Annotated in this window: 15 protein-coding genes and 2 riboswitches; of the genes, 11 read left to right on the plus strand and 4 right to left on the minus strand. The window is 39.8% G+C overall.

Going from position 1 to position 15,734, the window contains the following annotated elements:
• Positions 1–13: 13 nt before the first annotated feature.
• Positions 14–2,041: a magnesium chelatase ATPase subunit D gene (gene bchD, locus BV375_RS28185; protein ID WP_086766626.1), complete on the minus strand. Its 2,028-nt coding sequence runs from the start codon at positions 2,039–2,041 to the stop codon at positions 14–16.
• Between the two features lie 270 nt (positions 2,042–2,311).
• Here bchD and BV375_RS28190 point away from each other — a divergent pair, with 270 nt between their 5' ends.
• Together BV375_RS28190 and rnc are read left to right on the plus strand one after the other, a co-directional pair.
• Positions 2,312–2,920, plus strand: a complete 609-nt coding sequence (locus tag BV375_RS28190) for a hypothetical protein (protein ID WP_086766628.1) — start codon at positions 2,312–2,314, stop codon at positions 2,918–2,920.
• A gap of 129 nt (positions 2,921–3,049) precedes the next feature.
• A complete protein-coding gene (gene rnc, locus BV375_RS28195; RefSeq protein WP_086766630.1) occupies positions 3,050–3,730 on the plus strand; it encodes a ribonuclease III in 681 nt (226 codons plus the stop codon).
• 60 nt (positions 3,731–3,790) lie between these two features.
• Here rnc and BV375_RS28200 read toward each other — a convergent pair whose 3' ends face one another.
• Positions 3,791–4,990, minus strand: a complete 1,200-nt coding sequence (locus BV375_RS28200) for a HAMP domain-containing sensor histidine kinase (RefSeq protein ID WP_086766632.1) — start codon at positions 4,988–4,990, stop codon at positions 3,791–3,793.
• A 425-nt stretch (positions 4,991–5,415) separates the two neighbouring features.
• Positions 5,416–5,600, plus strand: a riboswitch (cyclic di-AMP (ydaO/yuaA leader).
• A gap of 88 nt (positions 5,601–5,688) precedes the next feature.
• Between BV375_RS28200 and ntrB the strand changes: the two genes are divergently transcribed.
• The 9 genes from ntrB (at position 5,689) to BV375_RS28245 (ending at position 15,242) form a co-directional block, all read left to right on the plus strand.
• A complete protein-coding gene (gene ntrB / locus BV375_RS28205) occupies positions 5,689–6,540 on the plus strand; it encodes a nitrate ABC transporter permease (protein ID WP_086766634.1) in 852 nt (283 codons plus the stop codon).
• A gap of 99 nt (positions 6,541–6,639) precedes the next feature.
• Positions 6,640–8,082 carry an ABC transporter substrate-binding protein gene (locus BV375_RS28210; protein WP_086766636.1) on the plus strand — a complete coding sequence of 481 codons (1,443 nt, stop codon included), beginning with the start codon at positions 6,640–6,642 and terminating at the stop codon, positions 8,080–8,082.
• A gap of 52 nt (positions 8,083–8,134) precedes the next feature.
• The gene (locus BV375_RS28215) at positions 8,135–8,971 is read left to right on the plus strand and encodes an ABC transporter ATP-binding protein (RefSeq protein ID WP_086766638.1); all 837 of its coding nucleotides are present in this window, start codon (positions 8,135–8,137) and stop codon (positions 8,969–8,971) included.
• Positions 8,972–9,002: 31 nt separating this feature from the next.
• Positions 9,003–9,122, plus strand: a riboswitch (cyclic di-AMP (ydaO/yuaA leader).
• A 208-nt stretch (positions 9,123–9,330) separates the two neighbouring features.
• Entirely contained in the window at positions 9,331–9,975 is a 645-nt protein-coding gene (locus BV375_RS28220; protein ID WP_086766640.1) for a universal stress family protein, read from the plus strand.
• A gap of 516 nt (positions 9,976–10,491) precedes the next feature.
• Positions 10,492–11,100: a hypothetical protein gene (locus BV375_RS28225; protein WP_086766641.1), complete on the plus strand. Its 609-nt coding sequence runs from the start codon at positions 10,492–10,494 to the stop codon at positions 11,098–11,100.
• Positions 11,101–11,286: 186 nt separating this feature from the next.
• Complete coding sequence (locus BV375_RS28230) at positions 11,287–13,167, plus strand: OmpA family protein (RefSeq protein WP_086766643.1); 1,881 nt, start codon at positions 11,287–11,289, stop codon at positions 13,165–13,167.
• 15 nt (positions 13,168–13,182) lie between these two features.
• Complete coding sequence (locus BV375_RS28235; protein ID WP_086766645.1) at positions 13,183–13,680, plus strand: Rab family GTPase; 498 nt, start codon at positions 13,183–13,185, stop codon at positions 13,678–13,680.
• The gene (locus BV375_RS28240) at positions 13,681–14,082 is read left to right on the plus strand and encodes a hypothetical protein (protein ID WP_086766647.1); all 402 of its coding nucleotides are present in this window, start codon (positions 13,681–13,683) and stop codon (positions 14,080–14,082) included.
• Positions 14,083–14,114: 32 nt separating this feature from the next.
• Entirely contained in the window at positions 14,115–15,242 is a 1,128-nt protein-coding gene (locus tag BV375_RS28245; RefSeq protein ID WP_086766649.1) for a sensor histidine kinase, read from the plus strand.
• 85 nt (positions 15,243–15,327) lie between these two features.
• On the opposite strand, the gene BV375_RS28250 is transcribed toward BV375_RS28245, so the two are convergent.
• Both BV375_RS28250 and BV375_RS38400 read right to left on the minus strand, forming a co-directional pair.
• The gene (locus tag BV375_RS28250) at positions 15,328–15,531 is read right to left on the minus strand and encodes a high light inducible protein (RefSeq protein WP_086766651.1); all 204 of its coding nucleotides are present in this window, start codon (positions 15,529–15,531) and stop codon (positions 15,328–15,330) included.
• Between the two features lie 43 nt (positions 15,532–15,574).
• The coding region (locus BV375_RS38400; RefSeq protein ID WP_086766653.1) for a high light inducible protein at positions 15,575–15,734 on the minus strand (160 nt) is incomplete at its 5' end.

The following is a 15,734-nucleotide window of genomic DNA, read 5'->3' on the forward strand; positions in this document are numbered from 1 at the left end:
TGACCCTAACTAATTACCTAGATTTTAAATCAGCGATCGCACCTTTGGTCATGGCAGCAATAGCTTTATCGGTCGCTTTTGGTAAATGGTAATACTTACCTCCGGCTGTTTGTGCTAATTCTTTAGCAAAGCCAGTGGAAACAAATTTACTCTCCGTATCAATTACTAATAGTTGCATCCCCAAAGCTCGGATTCTGGCAGCAATTTCTAACAATTCGGCTTTGATATCTGGTTTTTCTCCTGGTTCTAGCTGTTCACCTAAGGAACGCGCTAAGGGAATATTACCCCGCCCATCGGTGATCGCTACTACTACTACTTGCCCAATATCTCCACTCATTTGGGCATTAATGCCAACGCGGACAGCTTGGGTTAAACCATGTGCTAATGGCGAACCGCCACCACAAGGCAGCCTTTCCAAACGGTTACGCGCCAAAGCAATGGAACGGGTTGGGGGTAATAATACCTCTGCTTGTTCTCCACGGAAGGGAATTAAAGCCACTTGGTCGCGGTTTTGATATGCTTCGGTCAACAGTTGCATCACTGCACCTTTAGCTGACTGCATTCGATTGAGGGCCATAGAGCCTGAAGCATCTACCACAAATACTACTAACGCTCCAGCTTTGCGTACTAAACGCTTGCCGCGAATGTCTCCTTGTTCAACTATGACTTTGCGATCGGGGTTTCTTTGTCTGCGTGCTTTTTGATACGGAGCAGCTGCTCTAAGAGTGGCATCTACGGCGATTCGTCTTACCTTTCCTTTGGGCAACATCGGTTTAATATAGCGTCCCCGGTCTTCAGAAAAGATGATGCTGCGACTGCCAGACTTACCTTGGCGTTTAGCCATTTGGGCAAAATAAAGCACACTAGAATCAAGTATCACCCCTTCCGGATCGAAGATAAATTCTTCGGGGATACTGGGTGGTTCTTGCTGTTCTTGTTCCTCTTGTTCCTGTTCCTCTTCCTCTTGCTCTTGTTCTAATTCGTCCTGATTTTCTGGTGGGGGGGGAGGAGGTGGCGGTGGCGGTGCTTGTTCTGGTGGTGGTGTCTGCACAATTGTCGCCCGTGGGACAATCACCAATTCCACAGCACGGCGCAAGTCTTCCGCATTCACAGTGTTGCGTCCTTCCAAAGCAGCAGCGGCTTTCGCAACTCTGACAGCAAATAACTCAGCACGATGTCCTTGGACTCCCCCTCGAATTGCCTCATCTACTAAATAGGCAATTTGTTCGTGTGTAATGATTACGTCTTTTAACCATTCCCGTGCCAGAATAATTTGCGTTTTGAGAGCGTCTAAGTCTTCGTTATATTGCTGGAGAAACTCTTGGGGAGACTGGGAATAGGCGATCGCTTGTTCTACTGCTTGTACTCTTTGATCTAAGCCGAGTACTCCATCTGCTGAGAGTGCGATCGCAATTCTATCTAACAAATGCTCTCGTAATGCACCTTCTTCTGGATTGTAGGTGGCAATAAACAGCGATTTGCAGGAATGCTGAAAACTTATGCCTTCCCGTTCAATTTGGTTGCGTCCTTCCGATAATACTGTCAGTAGCTGATTGCTGATTTGGTCGTCTAGTAAGTTAATTTCATCTACATACAAGACACCTCGGTTTGCTGTGGCGAGTAACCCAGGCTGAAATATTGTGTCTCCTTGCTTGACAGACTGTTCTACATCCACAGAACCTAGGAGTCGGTCTTCTGTCACTCCCAAAGGAATTTGCACAAAAGGCGCAGGGATGATTTCGGTAGGGACATCTTGAACATCTTTATCTGCGTATTCTACTAAAAGTTGGTCATCCCAATCTTGGGGTTGACTGGGATCGCAGTTGCTGATCGAGCCTTGAACAACTTCAATGGGTGGTAGTAGGGCGTGGATTGCACGCGCCATCACAGATTTTGCCGTACCACGACGTCCTGCGATCGCCACTCCACCCAATCCCGGATCGACTGCTGCTAAGAGTAAAGCTAATTTAATCGCTTCTTGTCCGACTACGGCTGTCAGGGGAAAGGAAGTGATTTTAGGGATGATAGTAGGCGCAGGCATGGTTTGGCAATATAGCTAGTCTCGGCTCTTAGCATATCAAGGTTCTGGCACATTTAGAATAAGTGTTGTAATAACTTTCCCGAAGGGAGCAAAGGCGTAGGGCAGACAAACAGAGAAGTCTGAGCGATGGCTTCCGCGCAGGGGTACGCCAAGGGCAAATGACGAACAGAACTTCTCCTGTCGGAGACGCTACGCGAACGGACGGACAAACAGAGAATACTTGTTACTAATGCCAAATGCCCTATTTAGAATGACCAAATATTAATTTTTATGGCTTATAGCGATTTTAAACTTAGTGAAATTATTGATTCTTTTGCTTTAATTATCCACGAGTCATCTGGATTATTTGCAAGTGTACAAGAACAGGAATGTAGTGAACTATTATCTACTATTCTTAAAGAAAACGTTGATTTGGCTGTGGCTATCAGTTCAGAGAAAGCACGAAGTGAAATGATCATCAGTCCGATTATGTTAGAAATAAGGCGCAAGTTTAATTATCAAATAAGTTTATTTTCCGGAGTAGATTTTACTGTTGATAGCCAAAGAGGACTAAATGGTTTTTGTGATTTTATCTTAAGTCTTTCTTCAGAGCAGTTGCTTGTGCGCAGTCCGGTAATTGTTCTCGTAGAAAGCAAAAATGAGAATTTAAGATCTGGTTTAGCGCAGTGTATTGCCGAGATGGTAGCTGCTCAATTTTTTAACGAGAGAAGTCAAAATCAAATTAAGTCTATATATGGTGCTGTGACTATCGGTACTATCTGGCAGTTTCTCAAGCTTGAGGGAAATATAGTTTCGATTGATTTGAGTGAGTATTATATTAAAGATATTAAGAAAATATTAGGCATTTTGTATAGTGCGATCGCAGACAGTAAATCTTAACCTATTAATTAAGAAAGTAAGTGCTTTCTCAACATACCGCTCTTGGCGGTTTTTTCATTGTTTAAGATAATCAAACTTGTACAGCTACCCCATAATCAATTTTCGCATCAACTCAAATAAAACATCACAATGCATAAACTTCTAATATTTTCTGACGAAAAACTCTTACGTTGTGCGCTTACCCACCGTTCTTATGTTCATGAAAACCCAGGAGAAGGTGAACATAACGAACGTCTAGAGTTTCTTGGTGATGCTTTGCTAACTTTCTTAAGTGGCGAGTATCTCTATCGCCTTCACCCAGAAAAAGGAGAAGATGAATTAACACGACGGCGTTCTGCACTAGTAGATGAGAAACAATTAGCTAAGTTTGCTATTGAGATAAATTTAAACTCAAAGATGCGGCTGGGAAAAGGTGCTATTCGAGATGGAGGCTACCAAAATCCTAATTTACTTAGTAGTACCTTTGAAGCAGTTATTGGTGCTTACTATTTAGATAATAATTCCAATATTGAAGCAGTGCGCGCAATTGTCGAACCGCTATTTGATTCTGTACCTGAGCAAATTGTTGTGATTCGCTCTAGTGTAGACTCAAAAAATCGCTTTCAAGAATGGGTACAACGCAACGTTACTCCAAATCCTCCCATATATGAAACAGTTCAAATCGGTGGTTTATCTCATGCGCCAGAGTTCTTAGCCAAAGTTTTTGTGGATAAGAAAGAGTACGGAGAAGGTAAGGGACGCAACAAGAAAGATGCTGAAAAAGCTGCGGCTGAAGATGCACTGGCTAAATTAAAAAAACATAGTTTGTAATGAAAATGATTTTTGATTAGTGTGAAGATACAAAATTATCTTTTGTACCTTGGCGCGAAATCAACTCTCTAACATCTTCAACTGCAAGGGAAAAGTTACATAAAAAGTTGAACCAACACCAATTTCAGAAATTAAATTAATTTTACCTTGCAGTAGTTTTACTAAGCGAATAACTATTGCCAACCCTAATCCCGTACTTCCGGGAACGTAGGACTTATTAACAGAATTCACGCGAAAATAGGGTTCAAATATCTGGGTTTGATTTTCTGGCGGAATGCCAATTCCTGTATCAGTAACTGCGATCGCCCAGTTTTGATCGTCCAATACCTGACAAGTTATATTAATATTTCCAGACTCTGTGTAGCGGATTGCATTACTCACAAGATTTGTAACAATTTGTTGTAATTTTAAAGCGTCAGTGGATACTTGTTGCGGAGCACGAACGCAATTAATTACAATCGGTAAGTTTTTTTCCCTAGCCACAGGCTCCAACATTTCAAATACATTGTTGATTAATTCACAGACATTAGTCAATTCTGATTCGGGCTGTATTTTGCCTGCGTCATAACGCGAAAGTTCTAGTATATCGTTGATCAAACGAAGTAAATATCTGCCATTGCGTAGCACGCGCTCAATATGTTCTAAATTTACTTGGGTGTCATTTTCACCATTCTGCCGTCGTTGTTGACGTAAAAACAGATCTGAGTAACCAATAATTGAAGCCAAAGGACTTTTGAGTTCGTGCGCTAGTTGAGTAAAATAATCTTGATTGGTATTAACTAAGCGATTTAGTTCGTCATTATGAAGTGTTAGAGAATTGTATAGCTGTTGTAATTCCCGTAAGCGTTCTTCAAAATAACTATTGAAACAGCGAGCGATCGCTTCATCGATTACGGTATCAATCAAACGCATAGCACGAACGATCGCTGCTGGAGTTCCCTGCAATAAATATGTTTCTATAGTCTCAAATATTATTGTTTTTAGCAGATGATATTCCCGTGCAATTTCTGCTGGTTCAAAACCTTGTTCAGCCCTAAGAATTCCATGCTGCCAACTAGCAACAACTATCGATTTTACATCATTTCCCTGAGATGTTGAAAGTACTGTTACCATTGCTTTAATCACTTCGGGAAGATGATTTTTGATTGCTGTGTAAGATAACTCATCAGCGCTTTCAATATGCTTGTCTTTACGAACCTCTGATACCCATTGCTGGAGGATAGTGTCAGTTTTTTCAGCCAGTACTTGACTAAAATCCATTATTTTAAATTCTGTAAATAGACAGATGACTTAAATTCTATATGCAATTAGTTTAATAAGAGTAGAGTTTGAATAAAAAAATATAAAAAGCTGCAACTACCGAAAGATATAGATTGTTGTTGTCCTTACCTCTGTATAAATGCTGTGTTTGCTTGATGGCTTGCTACGATTGCTTAGTAAGAATGTATAATATTTATCATTGGGATTTAATGAATAGCCAAATATCAAAATAGTGACAAGTTTGATTATTTTCGCTGTTGTCTACCCCTGTGTATTGATACTAAGCTAAAGAAAATAACTCTGTATATAAATTTTAACGATAACTAACTACTGAGAATATTTATGCAACATGGGTAGTTAAATCAACAATTTTAATCAAGGGACAGATATTTTTACTGAGAAATCATGTTATATTGTGCAAAATTAGAGTAAGTCAGCTTAATCTAGCGCATCACACTGTGTAACGCTGGAGCGGAGGAACCAAATTGTGGGGCGTATCTCTATATCAATTAATTAGTGGATTTGAGCTTTGAATTCACAATTGAAAAGAGAGGGGCATCTCTCAGCCCTAGCCCGTCAGCTAACTTCGTAGGCATTGAGAGGAGACTGAAGAGAAGACATTTTTGTAATCTCATCAGTGTCCAAGGCTGGTACTGCTCGGATTTGTGTACCCGTGCTTATATCTGTTGAGGTTGTTAATGGTATTACAACTAAATTTAGCTGCGGTTTTTGCCGTTGCTGGGCAAGTAGCTTGGAAAAAAACAAAGCCTGTCGTTGTCAGGGATGTTGTCATACTACCTATTTTAGGCTTCTTAGGGATAATTTTACTGTGGTGGGTTGTAGCGCTCTTCAACCACGAATTAATGCCCACCCCTCCAGAGGCGCTAGTTGCTAATCTGGATTACATTTTAAATCCATTCTATGAACGAGGCCCGGGTAACCTGGGAATCGGTTGGTTATTGCTGGCCAGCTTGCGAAGGGTATTGCTGGGTTTTCTATTAGGTGCAGTAGTGGCGATTCCTCTGGGATTTCTGATTGGTATGTCCAAATCGGCAATGCTAGCGTTAAATCCAATCATTCAAATTTTTAAACCAGTATCACCATTAGCTTGGTTGCCAATTGCTTTGGCTATCTTCAACTTGGCAGATCCTTCAGCGATTTTCGTAATTTTTATTACCTCTCTATGGCCGACAATTATTAACACAGCATTGGGAGTTTCTAGTGTTCCCCAAGATTATTTAGATGTGGCAAGAGTACTAGAAATGCCCCGTTGGCGAAGAATTACAAAAATTATTTGGCCTGCAAGTTTGCCTTATATTTTTACCGGATTGCGAATTAGTTTAGGGATTGCCTGGCTGGTGATTGTAGCTGTTGAAATGCTCACTGGTGGTATTGGTATCGGATTTTTTGTTTGGGACGAATGGAGCCGTTTAAATCTGAGTTCAGTCTTTCTTGCTGTGTTGGTAATTGGCTTAACTGGATTAATTCTTGATTACGGTGTAGGTAAAATTCAAGAATTAGTAACCCGTCGCCCCACAGTTGCTAAATAATTAGATTTTTTCACCCCAACACGCTAAGAATCTCCTTAACTGTGTGGGTCTGGAACATGAGCTTAATTAACCCTATTAATCACCGCTGGAGCTACATAAATGGGTGATAATAACTGGAATCGACGAGAATTTCTCTTAGGAATGGGAGCAACAACCGCCTCAATGGCGCTGTCTTCCTGTACAATTTCAGGCGATCGCTCTGCTAAAGGACTGACACAAGAAGCTTTAGCAGTAGAACCAGTAGTGAGATCGCAAGACCTAGAAAAACCTAATATTACTGTTGGCTACGTACCTGTAAATGATTGTGCGCCATTTGCGATCGCCTGGAAAAAAGGCTTCTTCCGCAAATACGGTTTAAACGTCAAACTTAACCGCGAAGCCAGTTGGGCAACTTCCCGCGATGGCATCATATTTGGTCGTCTGGACGCTTCACCTGTAGTATCCGGTGCAGTCACCAACGCCAGAATTGGTGCAGAAGGCGCACGCCATGCTCCCTTATGTGCTGCCATGACAATTCACCGCCACGGTAACGCCATGACGATGAACAAAGCCATGTGGGATTTTGGGCTGCGTCCGTGGTACGAGTACCAAGAAAAATACGGCGATGATGCTTTAGAAACCTTTGGTAGAGATTTTCGTGGCTACTTTGACAAGCAATCTCCAGAAAACAAAGTTTGGGCAGTAGTGCTGAGTTCTGCTATCTACGAATACTTTGTGCGTTACATCTCTGCGGCAGCTGGCGTCGATCCCCTCAAGGAGTTTCGCATCATCATTGTGCCACCTCCCCAGATGGTAACAAACGTGCGGATTGGCGCGATGCAGGCCTACATGGTTGCCGAACCTTGGAATACCAGAGCCATTACAGGTAACGAAGGCGTCGGTTTTACCTTCGCCCAAGGTAAAGAAGTCTGGTTAGGACACCCAGATCGACTATTGGGAGTGATGGAATCATTCATCGAACAATATCCCAAAACCTATCGTTCCTTAGTCAAGGCAATGATTGAAGCTTGTCAGTATTGCAGCAAACCAGAAAACCGCCAAGAAGTTGCCGAACTAATTACAGATCGTTCCTTTACTGGGGCAAAACCCAAAAAGAAAGGTGCCCCAATCACCAAATTTACGGGACCAGCAATTCTCGGCAATTACAACTATGGTGGGTTTGATGGCAAAGATCGCACCATTAAAGCTGCTGACAATACAATTTTCTTCGATATTCCTGACAACCTTCCCAAACAGCCAGGAGAACATTCGACATTCTTGTGGAGATCTAGAAGTATCTGGTTGATGACACAAGCAGCGCGTTGGGGACAAATTCATCAATTTCCCAAAAATGCTGAACAATTAGCTGCAAAAGGTTGGCGGACAGACCTTTATCGAGAGATAGCCTCAGAAATGGGTATTGAATCTCCTAAAGATGATTACAAAGTAGAACCCCCAGAAGTATTTATCGATAAAAAAGGTTTTGATCCTAGCGATCCTGTTGGCTATTTAAATAGTTTTGAAATTAGGGCTAACGCTCCCACTAGTTTCTTCATGTCTTAAATTCCCAAGTCGCAATAATAACTATCGACTAAATTATCAGGAGCATTTGATGATGGAATATACCGCATTACCTATCAATACCCAGAATCAGGTTCAGCCCCACAGTGCATTTTTAGAAATTGAAAATTTAGTCAAGTCTTATCCGACACCAGATAAAGGTAATTTTGTAGTACTAAATGGTGTTAATCTCACCATCGGAGAAGACGAATATATTTCTGTAATTGGTCACTCTGGTTGCGGTAAATCAACTCTGTTAAAAATTGTAGCAGGATTAGAAAAAGCAACTTCTGGCTCGGTACGGCTAGATGGAAAAGAAATTCGTCAGCCGGGAGCAGAAAGGATGATGGTATTTCAGAATTATTCACTTTTACCTTGGTTAACAGTACGAGAAAATATCCGGTTAGCTGTAGATGAAGTGCTAAAAAATGCCAATCGTGCTGAGAAAATTAGCATTGTAAATGAACACTTGGCAATGGTAAACTTGACCGCGGCTGCTGATAAATATCCCGATGAAATTTCTGGGGGGATGAAACAGCGTGTGGGTATTGCTAGAGCTTTGGCAATTCGCCCAAAAATGTTGCTGATGGATGAACCTTTTGGTGCGCTAGACGCGTTAACTAGAAGTAAATTGCAGCGACAAGTATTAGATATCTGGGAAAAGCATCGCCAAGCAGTGATGATGATTACTCACGATGTAGATGAAGCAATTTATATGTCAGATCGCATCGTATTAATGACTAATGGTCCCGCCGCCACAATTGGAGAAATATTAGAAGTGCCTTTTCCTCATCCACGCGATCGCTCTACCATGCGTAATTCAAAAGAATATTTTGAACTGCGCAACCACGCCTTGAACTTTCTTGATCGCTATTTTACGCAAGACGAGTAAATTAGATTATCATGCTTTTAGTGGGTAGCCTAATTCAAATTCGGCAAATTTTGGATTTGGAGCGGAGGAACCAATGTTTGGGGCTAATCTTTATGAGAGACACCTTCCAGTCTTAGCCCGTCAGCTAACTCCGTCGGCAGTGGAAGGAACCGCCAAAACTTTGGCTTTCATACCAGTTGTTATTGGGGTTTCTTTTACCGATTTTAGTTATTAACTAATTAGTCGTGAGTCATTAGTCATGGTTCAAGAATTGGCGAACATATGACCAAGGGCAAAGGACAAAGGACAAAATTGGTTACCCTGCTTCTCATTAGTCATTTGTTTCATGGGAGAGAAGTTACGCTGTGAAAATCAAGCCAATGTTAGTGCGCCTTCAAAGCACCATCGGTCGAGATGACTTAATTGAGCAAATGGTATTGCTACCAGAGCCAAAAAAAACCTTTTCTAAAAAAGCTTCTACAGCAAAACCAGTTAACTTAATTGTCGCATATGATGCATCTCCCAAGAGCCATACCGCGCTAGATATAGCCTTTTGGATTGCTCACCAAACGCGCTTGGCTACCAACAAGCCAGTAACAGTTCAAGCCGTTTATGTGGTAGCAGACAAGTATAAGAGTCAGTATTCAGATATCTCAAGCTTTACCAGACATATCACTCCTTTAGAATGCCCAGTAAGCAATGTATCTAAATCTGTCACACCCGTTTTAACTCAACCAAAACTACAAGCTATCGCACCACATTTACAAGAAAAATCGTTAGCTGTCCTGCAACAAGCCGACAAAATTCTTTGGCAAGCACGTAGTTTAGCTGAGGAATGGCAGGGTTCTTTTAAATCTCATTTGCGGTTTGGTACTATTGGCACGGAACTTAAAAAAGTTGTGGAATTAGAAGCTGCTGATATTCTATTTATAGGTTGTCGCTCTGTTAATCATCCTATTATTCAGGCTCTAGGTTCTGATTTTCCCTGTGCTGTTTTGGGTATCCCTAGTTGTATTGATGAATAAACTCTGGGGTGAATTTCAGTATCTATTCATCTAATTAAGTTTTATAAAAAAGCCACCTAAACTTAGGTGGCTTTTTTAACTAAAATGTAAGCAAATAAACTGTGACAGCTATAGTGTGGAAAATTAGCAAGCGATCCTGAGTATCATTACTGTTCTCACTTTCATTAGTTTAGTAATGACAGAATGGACGCCGGATCTTTTTTAAAATATTTTTACACTACAGTATCCCTGTGATGGTATTCCAATTCTTGGCTTTGGCTTTGGATATGTTGTTTCGCTTTCTACTCTAAATAGCTAGAGGTTGACATTCTCAAAACCCTTTTCTAAACAAGAAAATTTTTAACCATTACTTAATATTTACAAATTTAAACAAGTATACCTATCTATTTATATCTTAAGGAGGATGCTTTCGTTTGTTGTATTCAATGATGCTACCTACGGAGAGATTTTTTATCTCCGGATTTGGTAAAACAACTATAAGTATAAGTAATTCCAGCATGAAAAAGGATTATAATCATGAACCCGCCTGAAGAATACATCAATAATAATTTGAGAGAACCAGGGCAAGGGGCATCAATTCAAGATATAAACAAGCCACAATTGAATGGTACGAATCTTAGCGAAATTAACAGTTTAGATAAAGTCAGAGATATTCTTTTCGGTAACCAAGTACGGGAGGTTGAAAAAAGGTTTGCACGTTTAGAAGAACGTCTAGTTAAAGAATTAAACAACGTGCGAGATGAGACAAAAAAGCGTTTAGATTACTTAGAAACATATATCAAAACAGAAGTTGATTCTTTAACAGAACGCGTAAAAAATGAGCAATTTGAACGAGATACAAGCGTGAAATCACTTGCTGAAGATCAGAGAAATCTTGCTATTTCTTTAGAGAAAAAAATTGCTCAAGTTGATGAACAAACTACTAATAGCCAAAGAGAACTACGCGAACATCTCCTCAACCAATCTAATAGCTTACAAGATGATATTAGACAAAAATATGAGGAAATACTGACTTTGTTAGAACGAGAATCTCAAGAACTGCGTAGAGAGAAAACTGACCGTTCTAAGCTTGCATCTCTGTTTACAGAACTGGCTATCAGGCTAAAGTCTGATACGAACTCATAATTAAAGCAAGGAGCTAGGAGTTCATTCCTATCCCCTTGCTGATTATTCATTTTTTCACAATAGATATAAGTTTATCAATTAAAAATTAAAAATAAACCTGCATTATAGCAAGTATTTTATCTGCTAAATTTATATAAGTAGATAGACTAAAAATAGTTATTAGTTAGAAATTGGGGGATTTTAAAAATGAGTAATAAATCCACGAATGAAATAGCTAAAGAATCCCCTAAAATTAACATTAATAGTAGCCAAATCAGCATTACGGTAAACCCTGGAACTATAGGAGAAACCCAAAGCTTAACGCAGTCACCTGAATTGGAAAATACTTCTGCATCTACAGACTTATCTGTAAATAATCATCTTAAAATCAGCGATGAATTAAGTACACTTCGCAGTTTGCTGCTCGGTGTTGAACCGACTCAACTTAACAAACTCTATGAACGCTTAAATAACCCTCAAATTCAAGCCGAAGATATTAGTCGCCTGCTTCCAGAAGCTGTGGTCTTGCGGTCAAAGCAAGATAAACAATTGGGAGAAGCAGTAATATCTACCGTAGAAATAGCTATTCATTCCTCGGTCAAGCAAGACCACAATATACTTTCAGAAGCATTTTTTCCCATCGTTGGACCCGCCACGCGCAAGGCGATTTCCGCAGCTATGGAGGAGATGATGCAATCTTTAAATCAAACTCTAGAACATAGTGTATCACCACAGAGTTTGCAATGGAGGCTAGAAGCGCGAAGGACAGGGAAATCATTTGCCGAAATTATCCTGCTCCGGACGCTGGTTTATCAAGTAGAACAAGTATTCCTAATTCATAAACAAACTGGATTATTGCTGCAACATCTTGTAGCACCTAAAGTAACAACTCAAGATCCGGATTTGGTCTCAGCGATGTTGACAGCTATCCAGGATTTTGTGAAAGACTCTTTCAGTGTGGAAAGAAGCGAAGGACTGCAAAGTTTGCAGTTTGGAGAACTCACCGTTTGGGTGGAAGAAGGCCCGCAAGCTGTACTAGCAGTTATTGTTCGAGGAAAACCACCTCAAGAATTAAGGTTAATTCTGCGAGAAGCAGTAGAAAAAATTCACTTGAAGCTGAGTAGCGAAATTAATGCTTTTAATGGAGATACAGAGCCATTTGCAGCTAGTAGACTTTATTTAGAAGCTTGCCTGGCAGAAGGTTATAAATCTCCACCTAAAAAAAATTATACTTATGCGTGGAGCCTTTTAAGTACAATAGCGATCGCTTGTGGGATTTGGGGCATTTTGACGCTCAGAGAGCAATTTCGTTGGCATTCCTATATCCAAAAACTTGAGTCTCAACCAGGAATCGTTGTGGTTAATACCAAGCAGCACCAGGGCAAATATTTAATTTCTGGAATGCGCGATCCTTTAGCAATAGACCCCAAAACACTCATACAACAAGAAAATCTTAATCCCCAAAAGGTCATCAGTCAGTGGCAACCTTATCTATCATTAGATCCACAACTGGTTACCATAAGATCTGAAAAACTACTGTTACCACCAAAAACAGTATCATTAACAGTTGACAACAATGGCATTCTCAATGCCACTGGTTCTGCACCTCGTCAATGGATTTTAGAAACACGAAAATTATGGCGTTTTATTCCAGGGGTAAGTCAATTTAATGACATAAATCTTCAGGAGATTGAACTTAGCCAACTAGAGCTATATAAACAGCAGATTGAACAAGAAAAGTTATTTTTCGCAGAAGGAACAACAGAGTTGATTCCAGGTGAAGCTGATAAACTCACTAATCTAGCGAGAAAAATAAATCAGCTTTTAGATACTGCCAAATATCTCGGTAAAGATATACGTCTGCATATAACAGGACACACTAGTACTACTGGAACAGAAACAATAAACAATTTCCTTAGCCAAGCCCGTGCTAATAAAATCCTATCCTATTTGGCTTCCCAAGGAATCAACACCAGTAACTTTAACGCTGTGGGTATAGGTTCTAGTCTATCTTTACAACCAGAATTGGCACAAGAAGCTAATCGCAAAGTATCCTTCAAAATATTCATGACTAACACTTCTAACTGAAGTAATTATCAATTTATGCTCCAGAAAAAAATATGTATGGTAGGTGCATTTGCCACAGGTAAAACAAGTTTAGTAGCAAGATTTGTTAGTAGCATTTTTTCGGAAAACTACCAGACGACCGTAGGCGTAAAAATTGATAAGAAAACAGTAACTATTCAAGAAAAAACAATCAATCTGATTCTTTGGGATCTTTATGGGGAAGATGAATTCCAAAAAGTGCGTATGTCTTATTTACGAGGGTCATCTGGATATTTATTAGTGGTGGATGGCACTCGTAAAAATACTCTTGAAAAAGCTTTTGACCTCCAAATAAGAGTAGAAGAAACAATTGGTAAAGTTCCCTTTATTATGATATTGAACAAATGGGATATAGCAGATGAATGGGAGATTGATCCTGTGGAAATCGACGCAATCAAGCAGAAGAATTGGACTGTGATCAAAACCAGTGCTAAAAATGGTCTGGGTGTAGCAGAAGTTTTTCAAACTCTTGCTGAGAAAATAATGGATGAATAAATGCTAGATGTTCCCACTACTGTTATTGCTTATCTATTGAGTTTCATTCTAGAAGAACGGTCTCTTGCCTATCTTTTAGTTAAAAAAGATGGCCGTTTGTCTGCTTGGGGAGGAAAACTGGCTGCATACGGAGTTACTAATCTGAAAGAAGAAGAAAATATCAAAGAACAAATCTTTTTTCTAGAAGGTCTACTGCCATTAGACGATTTTCCTATATTTCTACCACGAATGAAAAGTGAATATGGTATTTGTGCAGATGTCCATCTCTTTCCTTCAGAGGAAGGTGATTGGGTATTGCTTTTAGATGCAACCTGGGAAGAGAAACATTGCGCACTCATTCAACAACAAGCTAATGAATTTAGTTTGTTGCACGAGAAATTAATTAAAATTTTAAAGCAGTAATTTACACAAAAAATTAATTCTAACCTAAGCTCATGACTGACTCTATCACAGACGATCTATTCGCAGCCTTGAATATTCTGGTGTTAGAGCGACTTAATCTTGGTTCCTTTAAAGTTACTGGGACAGTCCCAAATTGGTTAAGGCGTTTTTGTCATCCAAACATTACATCAGGTATGGAGGTATTAATACCGGAAGAGCAATTTCCTTTTTTAGAAAATTTTTTGGTTGATGCTGAAGAATTTTGGCGAAATCATAATGCTATAAAACTCAGTTCTGGGTTCTGGACTGATCGTGATTTAACTGGGCAAGAATATCATTTTGAAGCATCAGCAATTTGTCTTAATAATAGAAATATTTTATTAATTGAATTATTAGAAAATTCTTATACAGAAAAACAATACATTATTCAAAAGGCTAGAGAAAATCAATTAAGCTATCAACAATTACTCAAGGATAAACAAAAAAAAGAAGTTCTGATTCATTGTATTATTCACGATATAGCTGGACAATTAAGTAGTATTAATTGTTGTCTAGCTCTTTTAGAATTTGAAAGCTTAACACCAAAAGGACAAGAACGGTTAGAAATTGGCAGACAGCAGACAATGAAGCAAGAAATGCTGATTCGAGAAATATTAAATGCATTCTCGGCTGAGATGCGATCGCTAGAAGCATTTACACTCAAACCTGAACAAGCACCCAGTATTCTGGCTTCTGTACAAGAGGTAATCAAGCTGTTAACTCCTAGTTTCGCAGTTAATAATATGCAATTACACCTTGCTAACAACATTGACTTGGCAGCAGACTGGAAAGTAGTTGGCGATCGCTCGCGTTTAGATAGAGTGATTTCAAATCTAGTAGAAAATGCACTACGCCATAGCCCACCAGATTCTATTGTGGAAATTGGTTTACAACAAGATGAAACATCTGTGCTGGTGACAGTTGACGATCGGGGTACAGGGGTAGCGCCAGAAGTAGCAGAAACTTTATTTCAAAAATTTGCCCAAGGTAAAAATAAATCAGGTAGAGCTGGCCTTGGGCTTTATTTTTGCCGAATAACAGTTGAACGCTGGGGAGGTAAGATCGGTTATTTAGCCCTTCCTCAAGGGGGTTCTCGGTTTTGGTTCCGTCTATTAAGACCAGGACATAATTTTGAGGACTGAATGAACGTAATTAATATTTCAAAGGCTGAGATTCCCGATTTTTCTAAAAAGTCGGGAATCTAGGTTTTTATCAATTAATTATGACTTAATAGCCGATGATGTGCAGTACATCGCGCAGAACACTGTATCCTGCTAAATCCCACAACAAATAAGCGAGAAAACCAATAGCTGCTAGACGACCATTCCATAGTTCAGCTTGCGGTGTCCAGCCAAACAGAAAAGCATTACGATCTACGCCGTTATATTCTTTAGCGACTGGTGGTAAATCAGTAGAAGAACGAGTTTCCATTTTTTTACTCCAAAATTGAGCGGTTTTTTTGTGTATTTAATCTTTAGTAACCGATGAGATGAAATACGTCGCGGAGGACGCTAAATCCTGCCAAATCCCATAACAAATAAGCGAGAAAACCAATAGCTGCCAGACGACCATTCCATAGTTCAGCTTGCGGTGTCCAGCCAAACAGAAAAGCATTACGATCTACGCCGTTATAT

Origin of the sequence: Nostoc sp. 106C (assembly GCF_002154725.1) — a bacterium.
Classification (GTDB): Bacteria; Cyanobacteriota; Cyanobacteriia; order Cyanobacteriales; family Nostocaceae; genus Aulosira.

Excerpts from the sequence above, each read along its gene's own strand:
- BV375_RS28240 (WP_086766647.1), top strand. The coding sequence starts at position 13,681 with ATGCTAGATGTTCCCACTACTGTTATTGCTTATCTATTGAGTTTCATT.
- BV375_RS28220 (WP_086766640.1), top strand. The coding sequence starts at position 9,331 with ATGTTAGTGCGCCTTCAAAGCACCATCGGTCGAGATGACTTAATTGAG.
- rnc (WP_086766630.1), top strand. The coding sequence starts at position 3,050 with ATGCATAAACTTCTAATATTTTCTGACGAAAAACTCTTACGTTGTGCG.
- BV375_RS28200 (WP_086766632.1), bottom strand. The coding sequence starts at position 4,990 with ATGGATTTTAGTCAAGTACTGGCTGAAAAAACTGACACTATCCTCCAG.
- ntrB (WP_086766634.1), top strand. The coding sequence starts at position 5,689 with ATGGTATTACAACTAAATTTAGCTGCGGTTTTTGCCGTTGCTGGGCAA.
- BV375_RS28230 (WP_086766643.1), top strand. The coding sequence starts at position 11,287 with ATGAGTAATAAATCCACGAATGAAATAGCTAAAGAATCCCCTAAAATT.
- BV375_RS28210 (WP_086766636.1), top strand. The coding sequence starts at position 6,640 with ATGGGTGATAATAACTGGAATCGACGAGAATTTCTCTTAGGAATGGGA.
- BV375_RS28215 (WP_086766638.1), top strand. The coding sequence starts at position 8,135 with ATGGAATATACCGCATTACCTATCAATACCCAGAATCAGGTTCAGCCC.
- BV375_RS28235 (WP_086766645.1), top strand. The coding sequence starts at position 13,183 with ATGCTCCAGAAAAAAATATGTATGGTAGGTGCATTTGCCACAGGTAAA.
- BV375_RS28245 (WP_086766649.1), top strand. The coding sequence starts at position 14,115 with ATGACTGACTCTATCACAGACGATCTATTCGCAGCCTTGAATATTCTG.
- BV375_RS28250 (WP_086766651.1), bottom strand. The coding sequence starts at position 15,531 with ATGGAAACTCGTTCTTCTACTGATTTACCACCAGTCGCTAAAGAATAT.
- BV375_RS28225 (WP_086766641.1), top strand. The coding sequence starts at position 10,492 with ATGAACCCGCCTGAAGAATACATCAATAATAATTTGAGAGAACCAGGG.
- bchD (WP_086766626.1), bottom strand. The coding sequence starts at position 2,041 with ATGCCTGCGCCTACTATCATCCCTAAAATCACTTCCTTTCCCCTGACA.
- BV375_RS28190 (WP_086766628.1), top strand. The coding sequence starts at position 2,312 with ATGGCTTATAGCGATTTTAAACTTAGTGAAATTATTGATTCTTTTGCT.